We start from the raw sequence: 22,030 nt of genomic DNA on the forward strand, positions 1-22,030 counted from the left end.
CACGAGCCTGTCCTCAAAATGAGACGACCCATGCACCTGAAACAGACAATCCTTGCCTCCGGCATCCTCCTCGCCTGCGCTTCACTGGGTTCGCCCGCCAACGCCGCCAGCTTTGATTGCACGAAGCCGGATCTCGCCGCGGATGAAAAGGCGATCTGCGACAACCGCGCCCTCAACGATCAGGACGTGAAGATGGTCACCACCTTCGACATCCTGACACAACTGATGGCGATGGGCGCACGCGACACCTTGCGCGAAGAGCAGAGCCAGTGGTTGAAAAAGCGCCAGGAATGCAACGCGGATGTCGCCTGCATCACAAATGCCTATGAGGAGCGCATGAAGCGGCTCGGGGAAGCTTTTCAGAGCATAAACAGACCGCTTTGATTTTCACGCCACGCGAATGATATTCTCCATCAGCCCATGCAATTGGTCGCGATAACCGGTTCTCGCCGAAGGCGCGTCTTCACGGGACGTCATAACCACCGAAAGCCGTTTGGCGGGGACGATATAGAGCATCTGCCCGCCGTAGCCCCAGGCATAATAAACCGTCTCGCCCGCCATCTCCTTGATGAACCAGCAATAGCCGTAACCATCGCCGTTGAAGACGGAATTGGTGCGTCGCTGCCAGGATTGATCGATCCAGCTCTGCGAAATCAGACGCTCTCCGCCTGGCGTTACCCCGCCCAGCCGGTAAAGCTCGCCGAAAGCCAGCAGCGACCGCGCCGTCATCGCCATCTGGTTGCCGCCCAGATAGATGCCCTGCGGGTCGCGCTCCCAGCCGCCGATTGAGAAGCCCTCCAGCGGCCGGAACCAGTCGCGCGCCAGCGACAGCGTCGAACGGCCGGATGCCTTGGTCAAAATCGCCGAAAGCAGATGCGTGGAACCGGTGGAGTAAAGCATGCCGCCGCCCGGCTCTCCGGCAAAACCCGACCCCAGCGCCATTCGCACCCAGTTGCGGCTTGCGACCCAGCGGCCGTAGTTCGGGCCGGACATTCGTTCCAGACCGGACTGCATGGAAAGCAGGTTGCCGATGGTAACCCTTTCCAGACGCGCATCGGGGTTCGGCGGAAAATCGCTGCGCAGGATCGTGGCAATCGGCTGATCCGCCCCGGCCAATATCTTGCGATCGATCGCCATGCCGACCAGCGCGGAAATCACCGATTTCGAGGCCGACTTGATGTTGGTGGAACCCATAAGGCTGGCGCCGTGATAGGCACGGCTGGCCACCTCCTCGCCGTCAATACTGACGATGATGGCTTTCAGGCTCGAAAGCCCATCCGCCTCGTTGAGCAATGGACTGAAGCGGGCGCCATTGCCGGGTGTTTGCCCGTGGGCAAGGCGGGCGAAAGGCAGGGATGCGATAAGGCCAAGTGCGGTTCGTCTTTTCATGATGCTGAAGTTAGGCATCGCGGCGCGTTGGAAAAGGGCAAGTGACGGAACATCACTCCAATGTGACTGCTGGCATGGAGGGTGGACGGCCGGATGGTTTAGAATTTACGGTGGAGAAACAGCGTGTTGCGCGAGCTTGGAGAATCAAGCTCTGAGGCAATTGAATCTGTTTCTTAACGACGCGCGTAATCTGGGTCAGAACAAGAAAAAGCCGCTCAGAAGAGCGGCTCAGGCTGCCTGCAATGTAGGACCCTGCCCGCCAGATTACTCCGGCAAAATCCGAACAGCACCCTTGTCGGCACTGGACGCAAAAGCCGCATAGGCCTTCAGCGCTGTCGTGACGTTGCGCTTGCGGAACTCCGCAGGCTTCCAGCCGAGCTGATCCTGCTCGGCGCGGCGGGCTGCCAGTTCCGCATCCGTAACTTTGAGGTTGATCGTGCGGTTGGGAATATCGATCTCGATCAAGTCGCCCTGACGCACGAGGCCGATAGCACCGCCCTGCGCCGCTTCCGGCGAGGCATGGCCGATGGACAGGCCGGAGGTGCCGCCCGAAAAACGTCCGTCGGTGATCAGCGCGCAGGCTTTACCGAGGCCCTTGGACTTTAGGTAGCTGGTCGGATAGAGCATTTCCTGCATTCCGGGGCCGCCCTTTGGGCCTTCGTAACGAATGACGACGACATCACCTGCCTTGACCTCGTTGGAAAGAATGCCCTTCACCGCCGCGTCCTGGCTTTCGTAAACAACCGCCGGACCGCTGAATTTCAGGATGGATTCGTCGACACCCGCTGTCTTCACGATGCAGCCATCAAGCGCGATGTTGCCATAAAGCACGGCCAGACCGCCATCCTTGGAGAACGGCTTTTCAACCGAGCGGATAACGCCGTTTTCACCGTCCGTATCCAGATCGTCCCAGCGCGACGACTGGCTGAAGGCCACCTGCGTCGGCACGCCGCCGGGGGCAGCCTTGAAGAACTGCCGCACGGTTTCGCTGTTGGTGCGGGTGATGTCCCAACGGTCGATGGCATCGCCCAGCGTCGCCTCGTGCACCGTGTAGGTATCGCGATTGAGAAGGCCGCCGCGATCCAGCTCGCCGAGAATGCGCATGATGCCGCCGGCGCGGTGAACGTCTTCCATGTGCACGTCCTGCTTGGCAGGCGCGACCTTGGAAAGGCAGGGAACCTTGCGGGAAAGACGGTCGATGTCTTCCATGCCGAAATCGACACCGCCCTCATGCGCTGCCGCCAGAATATGCAGCACCGTGTTGGTGGAACCGCCCATGGCGATATCCAGTGACATGGCGTTTTCAAACGCCGCCTTGTTGGCAATGGTGCGCGGCAGAACGGTCTCGTCGTCCTGCTCGTAATAACGACGCGCCAGATCGACGATCAGGTGACCGGCCTCGACGAACAGGCGTTTGCGGTCCGAATGGGTGGCAAGCGTCGAACCGTTGCCGGGCAATGACAGGCCTAGCGCTTCGGTCAGACAGTTCATGGAATTGGCGGTGAACATGCCGGAACAGGAACCGCAGGTCGGGCAAGCGGAACGCTCGATGATCTTGACGTCCTCATCGGAAATCTTGTCATCGGCAGCTGCGACCATGGCGTCAACCAGATCGAGCGCGACTGTCTTGCCATGCAGAACGACCTTGCCCGCTTCCATCGGACCACCGGAAACGAAGACGGCGGGAATGTTGAGGCGCATCGCCGCATTCAGCATGCCGGGCGTGATCTTGTCGCAGTTGGAAATGCACACCATCGCGTCGGCGCAATGGGCGTTTACCATGTATTCGACCGAGTCAGCGATGATTTCGCGCGACGGCAGCGAATAAAGCATGCCGTCATGGCCCATGGCGATGCCGTCATCGACAGCGATGGTGTTGAATTCCTTGGCGACGCCACCGGCCGCCTCGATTTCACGCGCAACGAGCTGGCCGAGATCCTTCAGATGCACATGGCCCGGAACAAACTGCGTAAAGGAATTGACTACCGCGATGATGGGCTTGCCGAAATCGCTGTCCTTCATGCCGGTGGCGCGCCATAGGCCGCGCGCGCCCGCCATGTTGCGGCCGTGGGTTGTCGTTCTGGAGCGATAGACTGGCATGGTGTTTTCCTCGATCTCTTGGGCAGAACAGCGCATTCCCGCACCGCGGTCAAAATACCCTCGCCCTATTTTGCGGTTTTTCTAGCGCAAACCGTAAGCCCTGTCACTGTCACCTTCGGGCAAAACAGTACGGTTCGGTACGGTACGCCCAGTTTGAATGTTGCAATTCCCGCGGCCTGTCATCACAAATGCGCGATTTTCGCCGCCCGGCCGCTGTTTTTGCGCAGAGTGCTGAAACATATCTGTGCAGCGGCCGTATAGCCTATCATAATCGATTTATCGCCGATGCACCCGGCTTTTGTGGAGGTTGAAATGCCCGCCTATCGTCCGCCCCTCATCCCGGCAGGAGAAATCACGCCGAAGAATATATACCTCTCGAGACGCGGCTTTCTCGGCACGGCGGCGGGGCTTGCGGCAATCGGGCTTTCCGGCCGCGAGGCTGTCGCCACTCCGCTTGCTGCTAAAGCAGGCGCCTACAAGCTGGATGAGAAGCTCACCCCGCTCGATGCCGTCACCAGCTACAATAATTTCTATGAGTTCGGAGTGGGCAAATCCGACCCGAAGGAAAATTCCGGCAAGTTCAAGCCCACCCCCTGGACGGTGAAGGTGGATGGCCTTGTCTCCAAACCGCAGGAATTCGGCATCGAAGAGCTGATGAAATATCAGCTAGAGGAGCGCACCTATCGCATGCGCTGCGTCGAGGGCTGGTCGATGGTCATTCCGTGGATCGGTTTCCCCCTCGCCGCACTTCTCGACAAGGTGGAGCCACTCGGTAGCGCAAAATACGTGTCCTTCGAAACCGTGGTGCGGCCGGAGGAAATGCCGGGCCAGAGCGGCCTGTTCCAGCCTCTGTCCTGGCCCTATGTCGAAGGTCTGCGCCTAGATGAGGCCCGCCATCCTCTGACCATTCTCGCCGTTGGACTATATGGCGAAACCCTGCCGAACCAGAATGGCGCGCCCATTCGCCTCGTCGTTCCCTGGAAATACGGCTTCAAGGGCATCAAATCCATCGTCCGTATTTCGCTTGTCGAGAAACAGCCGGAAACGACGTGGAAAAACTCCAACGCCCGCGAATACGGTTTCTATTCCAACGTCAATCCGCATGTGGACCATCCGCGCTGGAGCCAGGCAACGGAACAGCGCATCGGCGAAGGCGGCTTTTTCGGCACCCAGAACCGCCCTACCCTGTTGTTCAACGGCTATGACGAGGTGGCAAGCCTCTATACCGGGCTTGACCTGAAAGCGAATTACTGACCATGGCCCTCGCCTTTTCGCTTCCGAAGCGCTACCAGCCGGCCGCCATCTGGTCGCTCTATGTCATCGGCCTCTGTCCGGGCGTCTGGTATTTCTACCTCGCTGCAACCGGCGGCCTCGGCTTTAACCCGGTCAAAGATTTCGAGCACCTGCTCGGCATCTGGGCGCTGCGCTTTCTGTGCCTCGGCCTGCTGGTGACGCCGCTGCGCGATCTCTTCAACGTCAACCTCATCGCCTATCGCCGGGCGCTGGGACTGATCGCCTTTTATTATGTGCTCGCCCATTTCACCGTCTATCTGGTGCTGGATCGCGGCCTCATCCTCAGCTCCATCGCCGGCGACATTCTCAAACGCCCCTACATCATGCTCGGCATGGCGGGGCTCATCATGCTCATTCCGCTGGCGCTGACCTCTAACCGCTGGTCAATTCGCCGTCTCGGCAGCCGCTGGAACACGCTGCACAAACTCGTCTATCTCGTGCTCATCGTCGGCGTGCTGCATTTCGTGCTGGCGCGAAAATCGATCACGCTCGAGCCGGTGTTTTATATCAGTACGATGGTGGTGTTGCTCGGGTATCGGCTGGTGCGGCCTTCGATCATGGCGGCGAAGAGGAATAAGCGCGCAAGCCCCGTCCGGACGTAAAGGACGCCACCGCGATCCCGCCGATATAACAGACGATATTCCACACCGAGAAAACGCGGCCGAGCAGCAAAGCTCCGGCCGCCGTTGCGCGAAACGCGTCCAGCGCCGGGAAATGAACGAGCCGGATCAATTCCACGACGACGACGACGATGACGGCGATGTGAACCTCGTAACCGTACCAGCGGGACGGAAGGATGGCCGCCAGCAGCAGATAGACCATCGCCCCCCAGAGCACGGATCCGCCATATTTTACCGCCACGAACGGCAATCCCACCTCGTAGCCGAACGCCCGCAAGCAAAGACCGCCAATGATCACAATCATGGCCGCCGCCAAAAGCCGGATGCGGGCAAAATAAGGCGGGGAAAGGCGTGACGGACCCATGCGAGTTCCTTCCGGTTTTCGTATGAAAATTTAACGGATACAAATCGAGGCGCGAACATGAGCACAGCAACAGGCCCAGCCGCAACCCGCCTCTCGGTTTTGGACAATCTTCTGTGCGATACCTATCCTTGGGGCGAACTCAAGGGCATCAGGCGCTTTGTCATCGAATTTCTCTATTTCGGCATCAAGGAGGCCCGTGCCTGCCTGTTTGCGGGATTGTTCTTCATTTCCATCTTCGTGGTGCCGCATGGTGGGGTATTTGGCATTCCGCGTTATGACGTGCTGCTGATCGTCGCGCTCGGCATCCAGTTCTTCATGATCTGGAGCAGGCTGGAAACGCTTGACGAGGCCAAGGCCATCCTGCTGTTCCATATCGTCGGCTTCGCGCTTGAGGTGTTCAAGACGTCAAGCGCTATCCAGTCCTGGTCCTACCCCGACTTCGCCTATAGCAAGGTCCTCGGCGTGCCGCTCTTTTCCGGCTTCATGTACGCCGCCGTCGGCAGCTACATCATCCAGGCGTGGCGCCTGCTGGATGTGCGCATTCGCAATTATCCCACCTATTGGATGGCAACGCTGATCGGCATCGCCATCTACGCCAACTTCTTCACCCACCACTTTATCGGTGACTACCGCTGGTACATCGCCGCCTGCGCCATCGGCCTCTATTCCCGCGCAACGGTGGTCTACCGTCCCTATGATCGGGATCGAAAGATGCCGCTGCTTCTCTCCTTCGTCCTGATAGGGTTTTTCGTCTGGCTGGCGGAAAACATCTCCACATTCTTCGGTATCTGGAAATATCCCGATCAGATCGGCGCCTGGTCCGTGGTGCATATCGGCAAGTGGAGTTCGTGGTCGCTGCTGGTCATCATGACGTTTACGATTGTCGCGCAACTCAAGCACATCAAGGGTCGCATCCACGTTCCGGAGTGAAGCGAGCGCTTTCCAAGCATCGTTAAAAACTACGATTGCAGGACATCGAGCCGATAGAGAGGAATAGCTTAGATATCATTAAGTAAATCCTGCCAAAAATCTATCGAGCGATATACAAGACAAGCGAAAATTACGAAGTTGGCGTATTTATTGTTCACGACGCCAGCCGCTCTAATGGCTTCTATGTTGATACAGCTTACCCTCGGAACGCCGATATTGTGAAAAAGACCATTACACCCGCACCCGTATTCCTGAAATTTACAGGCTATATGATCCAAGACTTCGAAATGCTCGAAAGCTTGGATGGCGTCTTACTTTTAGGTTTGTATCACTTAACCAAAAAGGAGCGAAATGAGCTCCATACATTCCTTGCATCCCTGTTGCGCTCTGATGTTTCAGATAGCTTGATTGTAAATCTTTGGAACACATCCAATGCTGAATTTGGTGCCGAAGGTAAGGGAATTAGATGGCTTCTCAACCGGACCGTCGAGTTGATCGAAGGTGACGACGGCACTGACGGTTACTATCTGCGTCGTTCATGACTATTCTTTTGGAAAATAAAAAAGCCGGGTGATCTCTCACCCGGCTTTTTAATTCACGACACCTGAACGGCGTCAGACCTTACGCAGCTTCGGCAGCAGCAGCTTCCGCAGCAACGCGAGCCTTGTCAGCTGCGCCCTTGGCGTCAACGTCACGCTCGACGAATTCAACAACGGCGAGAGCCGCGTTGTCGCCCTGGCGGAAGCCAGCCTTCATGATACGCAGGTAGCCGCCGTTGCGGGTTGCGTAACGCGAAGCGATCGCGTCGAACAGCTTGCGAACAGCGTCCTGATCCTTGATCTGCGAGATCGCCTGACGACGAGCGTGCAGGTCGCCGCGCTTGCCAAGCGTCACGAGACGCTCGACGATCGGACGGATTTCCTTCGCCTTAGGAAGGGTGGTGACGATCTGCTCATGGGTGATGAGCGAAGCAGCCATGTTGGCAAACATTGCCTTGCGGTGGCTGGCGGTTCTATTGAGCTTGCGGCCTGAATTACCGTGGCGCATTGCTATTCTCCTTCTACGCAGGTGCCTTCTCTAAGGCCTGCCGTTTCCTGGCACATGCAGATGACTTATCTGCTGTTTGACGGGGAAAGGCAGTCTTTAAGGTCTGCCTTCTTGTTTGTTAGTATTGGTCTTCGTAACGCTTTGCGAGATCTTCGATGTTCTCAGGCGGCCATGCCGGTACTTCCATACCGAGGTGCAGACCCATGGAAGCGAGAACTTCCTTGATTTCGTTCAGCGACTTGCGACCAAAGTTCGGCGTGCGAAGCATTTCGGCTTCGGTCTTCTGGATCAGGTCGCCGATATAAACGATGTTGTCGTTCTTCAGGCAGTTTGCCGAACGAACGGACAGCTCCAGCTCGTCGACCTTCTTGAGAAGCGCCGGGTTGAACGCGAGTTCGGTAACCGATTCTTCTTCTGCTTCCTTCTGCGGCTCGTCGAAGTTGACGAAGACGCCGAGCTGGTCCTGAAGAATGCGAGCGGCGAAGGCAACGGCGTCTTCGCCGGAAACCGAACCGTTGGTCTCGATCGTCATGATCAGCTTGTCATAGTCGAGAACCTGGCCTTCACGGGTGTTTTCCACCTTGTAGGACACTTTCTTGACCGGAGAATACAGGCTGTCCACCGGAATGAGGCCAATCGGGGCATCTTCCGCGCGGTTGCGCTCAGCCGGTACGTAACCCTTGCCGTTGTTGACGGTGAATTCCATGCGGATTTCAGCGCCCTCGTCCAGCGTGCAGATCACGTGGTCGGGGTTCAGGATCTCGATGTCGCCAACCGTCTGGATGTCACCAGCGGTTACCGAACCCGGACCCTGCTTGCGCACGACCATGCGCTTGGAATCGTCACCATCCATCTTGATGGCGATTTCCTTGATGTTGAGCACGATATCCGTCACATCTTCCCGAACGCCGGGGATGGAGGAGAATTCGTGCAGGACACCGTCGATCTGCACGGCCGTAACAGCGGCACCACGCAGAGAAGACAACAGAACGCGACGCAGCGCGTTGCCGAGGGTAAGACCGAAACCACGCTCCAGCGGCTCGGCAACGAGCGTTGCCTTGGTGCGGCTGGACGAGGTGAACTCGACCTTGTTCGGCTTGATAAGTTCCTGCCAGTTCTTCTGAATCATCTTTAAACCTTCCGTTCGCCGCCACCATCCAATCGTGACGGACCGAGCATGAAAACACTGAGAGGAACCTAATTCAGCGGTTCATCAGTGGGTTCTTGAGCGCAAGTCCGTCGATCGAAATCGACGCGCACACGCCAGATACACGAAAATTCCGCCAGACCGAAGGAAAGGCGGAATTTCCGAACCACGGTCGCGTCAGACGCGGCGCTTCTTGCGCGGACGGCAACCGTTGTGCGGGATCGGCGTCACGTCGCGAATGGAGGTGATCATGAAACCGGCAGCCTGCAGAGCGCGAAGTGCCGATTCACGGCCGGAACCCGGACCGCAAACTTCAACTTCAAGCGACTTCATGCCGTGTTCCTGAGCCTTCTTCGCGCAATCTTCAGCAGCGATCTGGGCAGCAAACGGGGTCGACTTGCGCGAACCCTTGAAGCCCTTGGCACCAGCGGACGACCAGGCAATAGCATTGCCCTGTGCGTCGGTGATGGTGATCATCGTGTTGTTGAAGGTCGAGTTGACATGCGCGACGCCCGACGTGATATTTTTACGTTCGCGACGGCGAACGCGTGCGGCTTCCTTGGCCATTTTATACCTTTCATTGATCTCTTCACCGCCGTAACACCAGCAGCTACACCGGCGATCGACCCGTTTCCGAGCTTCACGCCAAACTCAGAAAGGCTGGCGCAGACCGCACCAGCCTCTCCTTTCCGGAGAACCGGAAAATTACTTCTTCTTACCAGCGATAGCCTTCGCCGGACCCTTACGGGTGCGGGCGTTGGTGTGCGTGCGCTGACCGCGGACCGGAAGGCCACGACGGTGACGCAGGCCGCGGTAGCAGCCGAGGTCCATCAGACGCTTGATGTTCATCGAGGTCTCGCGACGAAGATCGCCTTCGACCTGATAGTCGCGGTCGATGGCTTCGCGGATCTGAAGAACTTCAGCATCCGTAAGCTGATGAACGCGCTTGTCAGCCGGAAGACCGACCTTGTCCATGATTTCCTGCGCGAATTTCGGACCAATCCCGTGAATATACGTCAGCGCAATAACAACGCGCTTTGCAGTCGGGATGTTGACGCCAGCGATACGTGCCACGTCTTTTCTCCTTGGTTCCAGTTGCCATCCGGCAAGTGGTGATTCCATTCGAGCGGCCGACACGACCGCCAGTTCAAAATTGATGTCCGTGACAAGTCAACACGACCGAACCCGGATTTCCCTCCCTTAAGGGAAATCCGCGCCAGTCGCTTGGGATGTCGCGAGTTGGCGCGGTGTTTAACGGAATCAGCGCTAAAAAGCAACCGGCTCCGCCAAGATTCTTTTGCGATCCAAAGGATACGCCATATCAGGAGCACAAGACTTGCCGGGAAAACCGCCTGCGGTTTTCACCATCCCGCTCCAACCATCAGGCCGAGGCCTTTTCCAGAACCCGTTCGATGTCCGCGGTGACGGCATCGACATCAGCCATGCCATCCAGCGTCACAAGTTCGCCCTGCTCGCTGTAATATTGCGATAGCGGCGCAGTCTTCTCGCGATACTCCGTCAGCCGCTTGCGGAATGCTTCCGGATTGTCGTCGGAACGAACCGTGCCACCGGCAGCGATGGTCTCTGCAACACGATTTTCGATTCGGCGAATCAGCGCCTCCTCGTCCACCTTCAGTTCGATGACGGCATCGAGGGCGACGTTCTTCTTGTGCATGTTCTCGGCAAGCGCCTTGGCCTGCGGAACGGTGCGCGGATAGCCATCGAGAATGAAACCCTTGGCACAGTCCGGAGCTTCGATGCGTTCGGAAACGATCTGATTGACGATATCGTCGGAAACCAGCCCGCCGGCGTCCATGACGGCCTTGGCGCGCTTGCCTATTTCCGTGCCCGCGCTAACCGCAGCGCGAAGCATGTCACCGGTGGAAAGCTGCGGGATCCCATACTTGTCAGTCAGGCGTTTGGCCTGGGTTCCCTTGCCCGCACCCGGCGGACCTAAAAATATCAGTCTCATCGTCCCCTCTTTCCTCCACGCAACTTCGACTTCTTGATCAGTCCTTCATACTGCTGCGCGATCAGGTGACCCTGAATTTGCGCAACCGTGTCCAGAGTTACACTGACAACGATCAAAAGCGAAGTACCACCAAGGGCTAATGGAATGCCCGTACGTGCGATAAGTGTCTCAGGAAGGATACATACGAAGACAAGATAAACAGCGCCGACAACCGTGATACGGGTCAGAACGTAATCGATGTACTCCGCGGTGCGCTCGCCCGGACGAATGCCCGGAATGAAGCCGCCGTGCTTCTTGAGGTTATCGGCCGTGTCCTTCGGATTGAAGACGATAGCCGTGTAGAAAAATGCAAAGAACGCGATGAGCAGGCCGTAGAGCGCCATGAACAGCGGCTGTCCATGCTGCAGCGACGCGATGATCGAGGTTGCCCAGCCCGGCAGGTTGGTGTTTCCGGCAAAACCGGCAGCCGTCGCAGGCAGAAGCAGCAGCGAGGATGCGAAGATCGCGGGAATAACGCCAGCCGTGTTGAGCTTCAGCGGCAGATGCGAGGTATCGCCCTGGAACATCCGGTTGCCGACCTGACGTTTCGGATATTGTATCAGCAGACGGCGCTGGGCGCGTTCCACGAAAACGATCAGCGCGATGACGCCGATTGCCACGATAACGACCATGAGGATGAGCGTTGTCGACAGCGCACCGGTGCGGCCGAGTTCCAGCGTGCCGGCAAGCGCCTTGGGCAGACCTGCGGCAATACCGGCAAAGATGATGAGCGAAATACCGTTGCCGATGCCGCGCGAGGTAATCTGTTCGCCAAGCCACATCAGGAACATCGTGCCGCCGAGCAGCGTGATGACGGTGGAAATACGGAAGAACAGGCCAGGATCGACTACGAGGCCGTTGCCGCTCTCAAGGCCGACAGCGATGCCGTAGGCCTGCAGGGTGCCAAGCAGTACCGTGCCGTAGCGCGTGTACTGGTTGATGATCTTGCGTCCGGCTTCGCCTTCCTTCTTCAACGCTTCGAGCGAAGGCACGACCGAGGTCATGAGCTGCACGATGATCGAAGCGGAGATGTAAGGCATGATGCCGAGGGCGAAGATCGCCATGCGCTCGACGGCGCCACCCGCAAACATGTTGAAAAGACCGAGAATACCGTTGGCCTGGCCACGGAAGGCCTGCGCATAGGCTTCTGGGTTCAGACCCGGAAGCGGAATGTGGGTACCAAGACGGTAGACGAGAAGTGCGGCAAGAGTAAACCAGAGACGCTTTTTCAGATCCTCCGCCTTAGCGAAGGTCGAAAAATTCAGGTTCGAAGCCAGTTGTTCCGCTGCTGAAGCCATAAATTTCTCCGAATGACCCTTGCCGGCCAGCGAAACCGGCCAATGCGGAAAGGTCTAAAAATACCGGTTCAAAAACGGGCTTCGGACGAACACGGCTTTGCGCCGCCATCATGCCTCACCCTGTTTTTTTATGTCCTATCCCCTCCCTCAAGGAAGTTCAAGAACTGTGAGGCTCTCCCTGCGGCACTTTATGCCGCATGTGGCGCGCATAACAGCTGCACCGCGAAGAGTTTGCCATAATGCCACAATAAATCGATTTAAATCGAGAGCATCATAAGCCAGGGAGCGCAAACGCCCGGAGCGACTATGCCCCGGGCGTCTGAAGTCTATATATTACTCGGAAGCTTCAGCTGCAACTGCGAGAAGCTTGATAGAGCTGCCAGCCTTCTCAATCTTTTCGAGTGCAGGCTTGGAAGCGCCGGCAACTTCAAAAGCAACCTTGCTCGTCAGTTCGCCGTCAGCGAGAATGCGAACGCCGTCCTTGGTGCGACGGATAACGCCAGCAGCCTTGAGAGCAGCAGCATCGATCGTTGCGGAAGCGTCGAGCTTCTTGGCATCGATGGCGGTCTGAATGCGGCCGAGCGATACAACAGCAAATTCGGAAGCGAAAATGTTATTAAAACCGCGCTTCGGAAGACGACGGTAGATTGGCATCTGACCGCCTTCAAAACCGTTGATGGCGACGCCCGAACGAGCCTTCTGACCCTTCACACCGCGACCACCGGTCTTGCCCTTGCCGGAACCGATACCGCGACCTACGCGGATACGGTCCTTGGTGGAGCCTTCGTTGTCTCTGATTTCATTGAGTTTCATGATAGGTTACTCCGTCTCACTTCTCGTCAACGACGCGAACGAGATGCTGGACCGCACGGATCATGCCGCGAACCGCAGGAGTATCTTCCAGGGTGCGCTGACGGTGCATCTTGTTGAGACCCAGACCGACCAGCGTCTGACGCTGGATTGCCGGGCGGCGGATAGGGCTGCCGATCTGTTCGACCGTAACAGTCTTTTTGGCTTCAGTAGTCTTCTTGGCCATGATCCAGCTCCTTATTCTTCAGAAGCGTTGCCGGAAGCGGCACGGCGAGACTGAAGGGTCGCATACTTGAGACCACGCTGTGCAGCGATGTCCTTAGGATGAACCTGATGCTTCAGAGCGTCGAACGTTGCGCGAACCATGTTGTACGGGTTCGAAGAACCGGTCGACTTGGCAACAACGTCATGAACGCCCAGCGTTTCGAAAACAGCGCGCATCGGACCACCGGCGATGATACCGGTACCGGCCTTGGCCGAACGCAGCAGAACCTTGCCTGCGCCGTGACGGCCATTGACGTCATGATGCAGCGTGCGGCCATCGCGCAGCGGAACGAAGATCAGATCGCGCTTTGCGCTCTCGGTTGCCTTACGGATGGCTTCCGGAACTTCGCGAGCCTTGCCGTGACCGAAGCCAACGCGGCCCTTCTGGTCGCCGACGACGACGAGAGCGGCGAAGCCAAAGCGACGGCCACCCTTAACAACCTTTGCAACGCGGTTAATCGCGACCAGCTTGTCGACGAATTCGCTATCGCGTTCTTCACGGTTCTGGCGGTCGTCGCGAGAACCTCTTTTTTCCTGTGCCATTGTCCTTGTCCTTTTTCTTTTACGGGTGGAACGGCAAACGAAAAGACCACCGGCCTCGATGAAGAGACCCGCATGGCCCGGTGAAATTCCGCCCGGATCGTTGTCAGGGCGGAAACTGCAGCGCCGCGTGTCGAAACCGACACGCAAAGGACGCTGCAGAATCTTAAGTGGTGCATGATCCTTTCTTTCGATTGCAAACAATCGAAAGGGTCAAGCACTCAGAAGTTCAGACCGCCTTCGCGGGCAGCTTCTGCCACAGCCTTGATACGGCCGTGATAGATGAATGCGCCACGGTCGAATACGACATCCTTGACGCCAGCCTTGACGCCACGCTCTGCAACCAGCTTGCCTACGACAGCTGCTGCTGCAACGTCGGCGCCGGTCTTGAGCGAGCCGCGCAGATCGGCTTCGAGCGTGGAGGCAGACGCAAGCGTCTTGCCAGCAACGTCATCGATGATCTGAGCGTAGATGTTCTTCGACGAGCGATGAACCGACAGGCGCGGGCGGCCATTGGCAACCGCCTTGATCTGGCGGCGCACACGGCTCGCGCGACGTGCAAGTGCTTCTTTCCTGCTAGCCATTTCGCGTGATCCTTACTTCTTCTTGCCTTCTTTGCGGACGATACGCTCTTCAGCGTACTTCACGCCCTTGCCCTTGTAGGGCTCGGGACCACGGTATTCGCGGATTTCCGCGGCAACCTGGCCAACCTGCTGCTTGTTGATGCCGGAAACGATGATTTCCGTCGGCTTCGGAACGGCAATGGTGATGCCGACCGGAGGCTCGTAAACAACATCGTGGCTGAAACCGAGAGCCAGCTGCAGGTTCTTGCCCTGCAGGGCGGCACGGTAACCGACGCCGTTGATTTCGAGCTTGCGTTCGTAGCCGTCCTTAACACCCTTGAAGATGTTCTCGATCATCGTGCGGGACATGCCCCACTTGGAACGAGCTTCCTTGGTGTTGTTGGCCGGCGTTACGGAAACGCCATTATCTTCGAGTTTCAGCTGGATGTCGTCATTAGCGACGAAAAACAGTTCACCCTTCGGGCCCTTAGCAGTGACCTTCTGGCCGTCGACATTGGCCGTAACACCTGCTGGAACCTGAACGGGCTTTTTACCGATACGAGACATTGTTCAATCCTGTCTGTTCGTTATGGAGATCCGTGCTCGGGTCTTAGAAGACCGAGCAAAGAACCTCGCCACCAACGTTCTGTTCGCGAGCTTGGTGATCGGCCATCACGCCCTTCGGGGTCGAAAGGATGGTGATGCCGAGGCCGTTCGCGACCTGCGGAATGGACTTAACCGAGACATAAACTCGGCGGCCCGGCTTGGAAACGCGGCCGATCTCACGGATCACGGACGCGCCTTCGTAGTACTTCAGTTCGATCGTGAATTCGGCCTTGCCGTTTTCGAAATCGACCTTGGAATAACCGCGAATGTAGCCTTCAGCCTGCAGCACGTCGAGAACGCGTGCGCGGAGGCTGGAAGCAGGCGTGCTTACCGAAGACTTACGGCGAGCAGCACCATTGCGGATGCGGGTGAGCATATCACCCAAAGGATCAGTCATGGTCATGTGCCCGTCTCCTTACCAGCTCGACTTGACAATGCCCGGCACCTTGCCGGAATTGCCCAGCTCACGAAGCGCGATACGCGACATCTTGAGTTTGCGATAGAACGCGCGCGGACGGCCCGTTACTTCGCAGCGGTTGCGGATACGCGTCTTCGAGCCGTCACGCGGCAGCGAAGCGAGCTTCAGAGTGGCCTTGAACCGGTCTTCGATCGGAAGGGACTGGTTCATCACGATCGCCTTCAGTGCAGCCCGCTTGGTGGCCTGCTGGGCGACCGACTTGCGGCGGCGCTTGTTCTTTTCAACTGCGCTTGTTTTCGCCATATCGGAGTTCCTTTTCTACGCTCGTCGTTACGGTTAGTGACGGAACGGGAAGTTGAACTCTGTAAGCAGAGCCCGTGCTTCGTCGTCCGACGTCGCCGTCGTGCAAACGATGATGTCCATGCCCCACATCTGATCAACCTTATCGTAGTTGATCTCAGGGAACACAATGTGTTCCTTGATGCCCATGGCGAAGTTGCCACGGCCGTCAAAGCTCTTCGGGTTCAGACCCCGGAAGTCGCGAACGCGCGGCAGCGCGATGTTGACCAGGCGATCAAGGAATTCATACATGCGGGCGCCACGAAGGGTAACCTTCGCACCGATCGGCATGCCTTCGCGAACCTTGAAACCAGCGATCGAGTTGCGAGCGCGGGTAACAACCGGCTTCTGGCCGGCAATCGCAGCCAGGTCACCGGCAGCAATGGTTGGCTTCTTGGAGTCGGCAGTTGCCTCGCCAACACCCATGTTGATCACGATCTTTTCAAGCTTCGGGATCATCATCACGTTGGCGTAGGAGAACTTCTCCTGCATGGCGCCACGGATACGGGAAACGTACTCCGTCTTGAGACGCGGCTCGTACTTATCAGCCATCGATCACTTCTCCCGAACGCTTGGCCACGCGGACCTTCTTGCCGTCTACAACAGTAAAGCCAACGCGGGTCGGCTTGCCATCCTTATCGACGATGGCAATGTTGGAGATGTGCAAGGACGCTTCCTTGTTGATGATGCCAGCTTCCTGAGCCTGGGTCTGGCGCTGGTGACGCTTCACCATGTTAACGCCACGCACAACGGCCCGATCTTCCTTCGGCAAAACCTGGATTACTTCGCCGGTACGGCCCTTGTCCTTACCGGTCAATACGACAACGTTGTCGCCTTTACGAATTTTCTGCATCGCATACGCTCCTTACAGTACTTCCGGAGCCAGCGAGATGATCTTCATGTGGTTCTTGGCGCGAAGTTCGCGCGGAACCGGTCCGAAGATACGGGTGCCGATGGGCTCTTTCTTGTTGTCGATAAGAACGGCTGCGTTGTTATCGAAACGGATGACGCTGCCGTCAGCGCGACGGATGTCCTTGGCGGTGCGAACGACAACCGCCTTCATCACATCGCCCTTCTTGACGCGGCCGCGCGGAATAGCTTCCTTGATGGAAACGACAATAATGTCGCCAACAGAAGCATATTTGCGCTTCGAGCCGCCCAGCACCTTGATGCACATGACACGACGTGCGCCGGAATTATCCGCCACGTCGAGGTTTGTTTGCATCTGAATCATGTCAGGTCGCCTTCTTGTTGTTACCGGAACGGTTGGGCAAACTCTCCCGAGTGAGCCCCCTGCCCCAGCTTATGAATGTCTCTTTTTTTGCGCGGAAATGTCGTGACAGGGTGGTTTCCCGAAGGACCTTCCGTGCGCATCAAAGCAAAAGACGCTCGATTCACGAGCGTCCTTGCGGTGCTTCATACAGTATTTCGCGCCAAGTACAAGAGACCTGGCGCGATTCTGATGAAATTAAGCCTGGGCGGAAACGACCGTCCAGCGCTTGTCCTTGGAGATCGGTGCGCATTCCTCGATGGAAACGACATCGCCGACCTTATACTGATTGTTTTCGTCGTGTGCCTTGTACTTCTTCGAACGGCGAACGGTCTTCTGGAGCAGCGGGTGAGCGAATCGGCGCTCAACCCGGACTACAACAGTCTTCTCGTTCTTGTCGGACACTACGACGCCCTGCAGAATGCGTTTCGGCATATTATTTTTCCTTAGGCCTTGGCTTCTGCCGCCTTCTGGCGGGCAATGGTTTTAACGCGGGCGATGTCCTTGCGGACTTCGTTGATGCGCGAGGACTTCTCCAGCTGGCCAGTCGCCTTCTGGAAGCGCAGGTTGAACTGCTCCTTCTTCAGATCGGCGAGCTTGTCCTTGAGCTGGTCGGCGCTGAGGCCGCGAACTTCATCGGCTTTCATGTGCCTTGCTCCTTACTCTGCGATGCGCTGTACGAAGCGCGTCTTGACCGAGAGCTTGGCAGCGCCGAGACGAAGCGCCTCGCGGGCGATCTCCTCGGACACACCGTCGATCTCGAACATCATACGACCGGGCTTGACCTTGCATGCCCAGTATTCGACCGAACCCTTGCCCTTACCCATACGAACTTCGGTCGGCTTTGCCGTTACCGGAACGTCTGGGAATACGCGGATCCACACACGACCTGCGCGCTTCATGTAACGCGTGATCGCGCGGCGGGCCGCTTCGATCTCGCGTGCGTTCACGCGGTTCGGTTCCTGCGACTTCAAGCCGAATTCACCGAATGCCAGGTCAAAGCCGCCCTTGGCGACGCCCTTGATGCGTCCCTTGAACTGCTTGCGGTACTTAGTACGCTTTGGCTGCAACATTTTCTTACTTCTCCGAGCTTATCTTTCGCCAGCGTCAATCAAGCGTTTTCGCGACGACGATCGGGACGATCGCCACGCTCACGGCTTGCAGGGCCCTGAGCATCGCCTTCGAGACCACGACGCTCAGAAGCCATCGGATCGTGCTCAAGGATTTCGCCCTTGAAGATCCAGACCTTGATGCCGCAGATGCCGAACGCGGTTTCCGCTTCAGCTGTGCCGTAGTCGATGTCCGCACGCAGCGTGTGCAGCGGAACGCGTCCTTCGCGGTACCATTCGGTACGAGCGATTTCGGCGCCACCGAGACGGCCACCGCAGGTGATCTTGATGCCTTCGGCGCCAAGACGCATTGCGGACTGAACCGAACGCTTCATCGCACGGCGGAAAGCCACGCGGCGCTCGAGCTGCTGGGCGATCGACTGAGCGACGAGAGTCGCGTCGATTTCCGGCTTGCGCACTTCAACGATGTTGAGGTGCGTTTCGGAGTTGGTCATCTCGGAAAGCTTCTTGCGAAGCTTCTCGATGTCCGCGCCCTTCTTGCCGATGATGAGACCCGGACGAGCCGAATGGATCGTAACGCGGCACTTCTTGTGCGGACGCTCGATGACCACCTTGGCGATACCGGCCTGCTTGAGTTCCTTGATCAGGTAAGCCCGGATCTTCAGGTCTTCGTGCAGCAGCTTGCCGTATTCAGCGGTGTCAGCGTACCAGCGGCTATCCCAGGTACGGTTGATGCCGAGGCGGAAGCCGATCGGATTGATTTTCTGACCCATTATGCGGCCTCCCCTTTTTCCTCAACTTCACGAACAACGATCGTGAGGTGAGAGAACGGCTTTTCAATGCGGGATGCACGACCACGGCCACGAGCGTGGAAACGCTTCATGGTGATGGACTTGCCAACATAGGCCTCGGCGACGACGAGAGCGTCGACGTCGAGGTCATGGTTGTTTTCCGCATTGGCAATCGCAGATTCGAGCGTCTTCTTGACGGTCCCTGCGATGCGCTTGCGGGAGAATTCGAGCTCGGCGAGAGCGCGATCAACCTTCTTGCCACGGATAAGAGCGGCAACCAGGTTCAGTTTCTGGGGGCTGACGCGGAGCGTACGGGCAATGGCCTGAGCCTCATTGTCCTTCAGCCGGCGTTCGGTCTTAGCCTTCGCCATGATTACTTCCTCTTTGCCTTCTTGTCCGCGCCGTGACCGTAATAGGTACGGGTCGGAGAGAATTCACCGAACTTGTGTCCGACCATGTCTTCATTGACAGAGACGGGCACATGCTTGCTGCCGTTGTAGACGCCAAACGTCAATCCGACGAACTGCGGCAGGATCGTGGAGCGACGGCTCCAGATCTTGATTACTTCATTGCGTCCGCTTTCGCGCACCTTCTCAGCCTTAGTGAGAAGATAGCCGTCAACAAACGGACCTTTCCAAACTGAACGAGCCACTTGAGACTTCTCCTCTTACTTCTTGCGCTGATGGCGCGAACGCATGATGAACTTGTCGGTCGACTTGTTCGAACGGGTGCGCTTGCCCTTCGTGGGTTTACCCCACGGAGTAACCGGGTGACGACCACCCGACGTGCGACCTTCACCACCACCGTGCGGGTGGTCGACCGGGTTCATGACGACGCCGCGAACGTGCGGACGCTTGCCACGCCAACGCGAACGACCGGCCTTGCCGTCGTTGGTGTTGCCGTGATCGGAGTTCGAAACTGCGCCGATCGATGCGAGGCAGGAGCCGTGCACCAGACGCTGTTCGCCCGAGTTGAGACGCAGGATAGCCATACCGGCATCGCGGCCGACGAGCTGGACGTACGTACCGGCGGAGCGGGCAATCTGACCGCCTTTACCTGGCTTCATCTCGACGTTGTGGATGATCGAACCGACCGGAATGTACTGAAGCGGCATGGTGTTGCCGGGCTTCACGTCCACTGCCTTGTCGGAGGCGATCACCTTGTCACCGGCAGCGAGACGCTGTGGCGCGAGAATGTAAGCCTGTTCGCCGTCGGTATACGTAACCAGCGCGATGAACGCGGTGCGGTTGGGGTCGTATTCCAAACGTTCAACGGTGCCTTCAACGTCGAACTTGCGACGCTTGAAGTCCACCAGACGATAGGTCCGCTTGTGACCACCACCCTGGAACCGGACGGTGATCCGGCCCTGGTTGTTGCGGCCACCCTTGGAGCTGAGGCCCTGGGTGAGAGCCTTTACCGGCTTGCCCTTGTAGAGCGAAGCGCGGTCCACGATAACCAGCTGACGCTGGCTTGGCGTGGTCGGATTGAAACTTTTCAATGCCATATTCTTGTTCCCTTTTGGGTCTTTGCCCGCTTGGGCCTAACCTTTAGAGTCCGGTGGACACGTCGATGGATTGACCTTCGGCGAGCGTAACGACGGCTTTCTTGACGTCTTTCAGCTTACCGGCGAACCCACGGAAACGACGGGTCTTACCCTTGCGGATAAGCGTGTTCACAGCCGTGACTTTGACGCCGAAGAGAGCTTCCACGGCAGCCTTGATTTCAGGCTTGGAAGCGCTTTTGGCGACGTTGAATACGACCTGGTTCTGTTCGGATACCAGCGTCGACTTTTCCGTGATCGAAGGAGATACGATCACATCGTAGTGGCGAAGATCCGTCATTTGAACCGCTCCTCCAGAGCCTCTACAGCAGCCTTGGAAAGCACGAGCTTGCCACGACGCAGGATGTCGTAAACATTGATGCCCTGAACCGGCAGAACGTCCACATTCGGGATGTTCTGAGCTGCGAGCTTGAAGTTGCCATCAAGTTCTGCGCCACCGATAACGAGAGCGTTGGTCAGGCCAAGCGAAGCGAAGCTGCCCAGCAGAGCCTTGGTCTTTGCTTCGGACGCGACGAGCTGATCGACGATGATCAGATCTTCAGCCTTCAGCTTTGCAGACAGGGCGTGACGCAGAGCAAGCGCGCGAACCTTCTTGGGAAGGTCGTGTGCGTGGCTGCGAACGACCGGGCCGTGGGCCTTGCCGCCGCCGCGGAACTGCGGTGCGCGAGCCGAATGGTGACGAGCGCGGCCCGTACCCTTCTGCTTGTACATCTTCGCACCAGTACGGGAAACTTCCGCACGGGTCTTGGTCTTGTGAGTTCCCTGCTGCTTCTTTGCAAGCTGCCAGCGAACCATACGGGCCAGGATATCCTGACGGGGATCGAGGCCGAAAATCTCGTCCGACAGAGAAACCTTGCCGGCGTCTTTTCCCTCGAGGGTCTTGACGTTCAATTCCATGATAAGGCTCCCTTACTTCGCGGCCGACTTGACGGCGTCGCGGACGATGATCCAGGCGCCCTTGGAACCGGGAACTGCACCCTTAACGAGGATCAGGCCACGGTCTTCATCGGTCGAAACGACTTCGAGGTTCTGGGTCGTAACGCGCGTCTGGCCCATATGACCAGCCATGCGCTTGCCCTTCCACACGCGGCCCGGATCCTGGTTGTTACCAGTCGAACCGTGCGCACGGTGCGATACGGAGTTACCGTGCGAAGCGCGACCACCACCGAAGTTGTGACGCTTCATAGCACCGGCAAAACCCTTACCGATCGTGGTTCCCGTTACGTCGACCAGCTGGCCGGCCTGAAAATGAGTTGCGGTCAGTGTTGCACCGATATCGATCAGGTTCTCGGGGGAAACCCGGAACTCGACGAGCTTTGCTTTCGGTTCGACATTGGCAGCGGCAAAATGACCGCGAAGCGCCTTCGTCGTGTTTTTGACCTTGGACTGGCCGGCACCGAGCTGAACTGCGGTGTAGCCATTCTTGTCTTCCGTGCGCTGGGAAACGACTTGTACGTTATCCATCCGCAATACTGTTACTGGAATATGTTCACCAGCGTCGTTGTAGACGCGGGTCATACCCACTTTCTGTGCAATCACACCTGAACGCATTGGTTCATCCTCTTGCGAGCCTTGAAGGGAAAACCCTTTTTGGCCTTT

Annotated in this window: 34 protein-coding genes; 5 read left to right on the forward strand and 29 right to left on the reverse strand. The window is 57.6% G+C overall.

The features are described 5' to 3' along the window. Positions 1 to 30: 30 nt before the first annotated feature. Positions 31 to 384, forward strand: a complete 354-nt coding sequence (locus tag CRO62_RS12780; protein WP_097100515.1) for a lysozyme inhibitor LprI family protein — start codon at positions 31 to 33, stop codon at positions 382 to 384. Between the two features lie 3 nt (positions 385 to 387). Here CRO62_RS12780 and CRO62_RS12785 read toward each other — a convergent pair whose 3' ends face one another. Both CRO62_RS12785 and ilvD read right to left on the reverse strand, forming a co-directional pair. After that, on the reverse strand, positions 388 to 1,389 hold the full coding sequence (locus CRO62_RS12785) for a serine hydrolase domain-containing protein (RefSeq protein ID WP_097100516.1): 1,002 nt from the start codon (positions 1,387 to 1,389) through the stop codon (positions 388 to 390). 264 nt (positions 1,390 to 1,653) lie between these two features. Beyond that, on the reverse strand, positions 1,654 to 3,489 hold the full coding sequence (ilvD, locus tag CRO62_RS12790) for a dihydroxy-acid dehydratase (protein WP_013636431.1): 1,836 nt from the start codon (positions 3,487 to 3,489) through the stop codon (positions 1,654 to 1,656). 312 nt (positions 3,490 to 3,801) lie between these two features. Between ilvD and msrP the strand changes: the two genes are divergently transcribed. Continuing rightward, positions 3,802 to 4,743: a protein-methionine-sulfoxide reductase catalytic subunit MsrP gene (msrP, locus tag CRO62_RS12795; protein ID WP_097100517.1), complete on the forward strand. Its 942-nt coding sequence runs from the start codon at positions 3,802 to 3,804 to the stop codon at positions 4,741 to 4,743. Positions 4,744 to 4,745: 2 nt separating this feature from the next. Next, positions 4,746 to 5,384: a protein-methionine-sulfoxide reductase heme-binding subunit MsrQ gene (gene msrQ / locus CRO62_RS12800; protein WP_179784517.1), complete on the forward strand. Its 639-nt coding sequence runs from the start codon at positions 4,746 to 4,748 to the stop codon at positions 5,382 to 5,384. Here the strand turns inward: msrQ and CRO62_RS12805 are convergent. Next, complete coding sequence (locus tag CRO62_RS12805; protein WP_097100519.1) at positions 5,338 to 5,766, reverse strand: DUF2809 domain-containing protein; 429 nt, start codon at positions 5,764 to 5,766, stop codon at positions 5,338 to 5,340. The two genes, msrQ and CRO62_RS12805, sit on opposite strands and share 47 nt — an antisense overlap. A gap of 57 nt (positions 5,767 to 5,823) precedes the next feature. Here CRO62_RS12805 and CRO62_RS12810 point away from each other — a divergent pair, with 57 nt between their 5' ends. After that, positions 5,824 to 6,696 (forward strand): DUF817 domain-containing protein, encoded by an 873-nt coding sequence (locus CRO62_RS12810; RefSeq protein ID WP_097100520.1) that lies wholly within the window; start codon positions 5,824 to 5,826, stop codon positions 6,694 to 6,696. A gap of 218 nt (positions 6,697 to 6,914) precedes the next feature. After that, positions 6,915 to 7,238, forward strand: coding sequence for a hypothetical protein (locus CRO62_RS12815; RefSeq protein ID WP_323455497.1), 324 nt, complete (start codon positions 6,915 to 6,917; stop codon positions 7,236 to 7,238). A 79-nt stretch (positions 7,239 to 7,317) separates the two neighbouring features. Here the strand turns inward: CRO62_RS12815 and rplQ are convergent, their stop codons facing one another. From rplQ to rplC, 26 genes are all read right to left on the reverse strand, one after another. Further along, positions 7,318 to 7,743, reverse strand: coding sequence for a 50S ribosomal protein L17 (gene rplQ / locus CRO62_RS12820; RefSeq protein WP_003495230.1), 426 nt, complete (start codon positions 7,741 to 7,743; stop codon positions 7,318 to 7,320). 118 nt (positions 7,744 to 7,861) lie between these two features. Continuing rightward, positions 7,862 to 8,872, reverse strand: a complete 1,011-nt coding sequence (locus tag CRO62_RS12825) for a DNA-directed RNA polymerase subunit alpha (RefSeq protein WP_003516121.1) — start codon at positions 8,870 to 8,872, stop codon at positions 7,862 to 7,864. Between the two features lie 195 nt (positions 8,873 to 9,067). After that, positions 9,068 to 9,457: a 30S ribosomal protein S11 gene (gene rpsK / locus CRO62_RS12830; RefSeq protein ID WP_003495225.1), complete on the reverse strand. Its 390-nt coding sequence runs from the start codon at positions 9,455 to 9,457 to the stop codon at positions 9,068 to 9,070. Between the two features lie 138 nt (positions 9,458 to 9,595). Continuing rightward, positions 9,596 to 9,964 carry a 30S ribosomal protein S13 gene (gene rpsM / locus CRO62_RS12835; RefSeq protein ID WP_003516122.1) on the reverse strand — a complete coding sequence of 123 codons (369 nt, stop codon included), beginning with the start codon at positions 9,962 to 9,964 and terminating at the stop codon, positions 9,596 to 9,598. Between the two features lie 307 nt (positions 9,965 to 10,271). Next, positions 10,272 to 10,862: an adenylate kinase gene (locus CRO62_RS12840; RefSeq protein ID WP_097100522.1), complete on the reverse strand. Its 591-nt coding sequence runs from the start codon at positions 10,860 to 10,862 to the stop codon at positions 10,272 to 10,274. Further along, on the reverse strand, positions 10,859 to 12,199 hold the full coding sequence (gene secY, locus CRO62_RS12845) for a preprotein translocase subunit SecY (RefSeq protein WP_003516124.1): 1,341 nt from the start codon (positions 12,197 to 12,199) through the stop codon (positions 10,859 to 10,861). Before secY ends, CRO62_RS12840 begins: the two co-directional genes overlap by 4 nt. Positions 12,200 to 12,532: 333 nt before the next feature. After that, a complete protein-coding gene (gene rplO, locus CRO62_RS12850; RefSeq protein ID WP_003516125.1) occupies positions 12,533 to 13,012 on the reverse strand; it encodes a 50S ribosomal protein L15 in 480 nt (159 codons plus the stop codon). Between the two features lie 16 nt (positions 13,013 to 13,028). Then, positions 13,029 to 13,235 carry a 50S ribosomal protein L30 gene (gene rpmD / locus CRO62_RS12855; RefSeq protein ID WP_003495212.1) on the reverse strand — a complete coding sequence of 69 codons (207 nt, stop codon included), beginning with the start codon at positions 13,233 to 13,235 and terminating at the stop codon, positions 13,029 to 13,031. An 11-nt stretch (positions 13,236 to 13,246) separates the two neighbouring features. Further along, positions 13,247 to 13,816 carry a 30S ribosomal protein S5 gene (rpsE, locus tag CRO62_RS12860; RefSeq protein ID WP_003516126.1) on the reverse strand — a complete coding sequence of 190 codons (570 nt, stop codon included), beginning with the start codon at positions 13,814 to 13,816 and terminating at the stop codon, positions 13,247 to 13,249. A 218-nt stretch (positions 13,817 to 14,034) separates the two neighbouring features. Beyond that, a complete protein-coding gene (rplR, locus tag CRO62_RS12865; protein ID WP_003516127.1) occupies positions 14,035 to 14,397 on the reverse strand; it encodes a 50S ribosomal protein L18 in 363 nt (120 codons plus the stop codon). Positions 14,398 to 14,409: 12 nt separating this feature from the next. Beyond that, positions 14,410 to 14,943 carry a 50S ribosomal protein L6 gene (gene rplF / locus CRO62_RS12870; protein ID WP_003516129.1) on the reverse strand — a complete coding sequence of 178 codons (534 nt, stop codon included), beginning with the start codon at positions 14,941 to 14,943 and terminating at the stop codon, positions 14,410 to 14,412. 43 nt (positions 14,944 to 14,986) lie between these two features. Further along, the gene (gene rpsH, locus CRO62_RS12875; protein ID WP_003516131.1) at positions 14,987 to 15,385 is read right to left on the reverse strand and encodes a 30S ribosomal protein S8; all 399 of its coding nucleotides are present in this window, start codon (positions 15,383 to 15,385) and stop codon (positions 14,987 to 14,989) included. A 12-nt stretch (positions 15,386 to 15,397) separates the two neighbouring features. After that, positions 15,398 to 15,703: a 30S ribosomal protein S14 gene (gene rpsN, locus CRO62_RS12880; RefSeq protein ID WP_003495202.1), complete on the reverse strand. Its 306-nt coding sequence runs from the start codon at positions 15,701 to 15,703 to the stop codon at positions 15,398 to 15,400. 33 nt (positions 15,704 to 15,736) lie between these two features. Continuing rightward, positions 15,737 to 16,291, reverse strand: coding sequence for a 50S ribosomal protein L5 (gene rplE / locus CRO62_RS12885; protein WP_003495201.1), 555 nt, complete (start codon positions 16,289 to 16,291; stop codon positions 15,737 to 15,739). Beyond that, positions 16,284 to 16,592 carry a 50S ribosomal protein L24 gene (gene rplX, locus CRO62_RS12890; RefSeq protein ID WP_003516133.1) on the reverse strand — a complete coding sequence of 103 codons (309 nt, stop codon included), beginning with the start codon at positions 16,590 to 16,592 and terminating at the stop codon, positions 16,284 to 16,286. Before rplX ends, rplE begins: the two co-directional genes overlap by 8 nt. A gap of 12 nt (positions 16,593 to 16,604) precedes the next feature. Beyond that, a complete protein-coding gene (gene rplN, locus CRO62_RS12895; protein ID WP_003495199.1) occupies positions 16,605 to 16,973 on the reverse strand; it encodes a 50S ribosomal protein L14 in 369 nt (122 codons plus the stop codon). Positions 16,974 to 17,207: 234 nt separating this feature from the next. Continuing rightward, positions 17,208 to 17,444 (reverse strand): 30S ribosomal protein S17, encoded by a 237-nt coding sequence (rpsQ, locus tag CRO62_RS12900; RefSeq protein ID WP_003495195.1) that lies wholly within the window; start codon positions 17,442 to 17,444, stop codon positions 17,208 to 17,210. Positions 17,445 to 17,455: 11 nt separating this feature from the next. Further along, positions 17,456 to 17,656, reverse strand: coding sequence for a 50S ribosomal protein L29 (rpmC, locus tag CRO62_RS12905; RefSeq protein ID WP_003495193.1), 201 nt, complete (start codon positions 17,654 to 17,656; stop codon positions 17,456 to 17,458). 12 nt (positions 17,657 to 17,668) lie between these two features. Beyond that, the gene (gene rplP, locus CRO62_RS12910) at positions 17,669 to 18,082 is read right to left on the reverse strand and encodes a 50S ribosomal protein L16 (protein WP_003516136.1); all 414 of its coding nucleotides are present in this window, start codon (positions 18,080 to 18,082) and stop codon (positions 17,669 to 17,671) included. 38 nt (positions 18,083 to 18,120) lie between these two features. After that, a complete protein-coding gene (rpsC, locus tag CRO62_RS12915; protein ID WP_003516138.1) occupies positions 18,121 to 18,852 on the reverse strand; it encodes a 30S ribosomal protein S3 in 732 nt (243 codons plus the stop codon). Then, on the reverse strand, positions 18,852 to 19,241 hold the full coding sequence (gene rplV / locus CRO62_RS12920) for a 50S ribosomal protein L22 (protein WP_003495184.1): 390 nt from the start codon (positions 19,239 to 19,241) through the stop codon (positions 18,852 to 18,854). The genes rpsC and rplV overlap by 1 nt, the downstream gene beginning before the upstream one ends. Before the next feature lie 2 nt (positions 19,242 to 19,243). Continuing rightward, a complete protein-coding gene (gene rpsS, locus CRO62_RS12925; RefSeq protein ID WP_003507772.1) occupies positions 19,244 to 19,522 on the reverse strand; it encodes a 30S ribosomal protein S19 in 279 nt (92 codons plus the stop codon). Between the two features lie 15 nt (positions 19,523 to 19,537). Then, positions 19,538 to 20,374, reverse strand: a complete 837-nt coding sequence (rplB, locus tag CRO62_RS12930; RefSeq protein ID WP_003516146.1) for a 50S ribosomal protein L2 — start codon at positions 20,372 to 20,374, stop codon at positions 19,538 to 19,540. 43 nt (positions 20,375 to 20,417) lie between these two features. Beyond that, positions 20,418 to 20,711: a 50S ribosomal protein L23 gene (locus CRO62_RS12935; RefSeq protein WP_003495178.1), complete on the reverse strand. Its 294-nt coding sequence runs from the start codon at positions 20,709 to 20,711 to the stop codon at positions 20,418 to 20,420. Further along, positions 20,708 to 21,328 (reverse strand): 50S ribosomal protein L4, encoded by a 621-nt coding sequence (gene rplD, locus CRO62_RS12940; RefSeq protein ID WP_003516147.1) that lies wholly within the window; start codon positions 21,326 to 21,328, stop codon positions 20,708 to 20,710. The genes CRO62_RS12935 and rplD overlap by 4 nt, the downstream gene beginning before the upstream one ends. Before the next feature lie 12 nt (positions 21,329 to 21,340). Then, positions 21,341 to 21,982 (reverse strand): 50S ribosomal protein L3, encoded by a 642-nt coding sequence (rplC, locus tag CRO62_RS12945; protein WP_003516149.1) that lies wholly within the window; start codon positions 21,980 to 21,982, stop codon positions 21,341 to 21,343. Positions 21,983 to 22,030: the final 48 nt, after the last annotated feature.

It is taken from the genome of Rhizobium sp. AN6A, from assembly GCF_900215635.1.
In the GTDB taxonomy this organism is placed as follows: Bacteria; Pseudomonadota; Alphaproteobacteria; order Rhizobiales; family Rhizobiaceae; genus Agrobacterium; species Agrobacterium tumefaciens.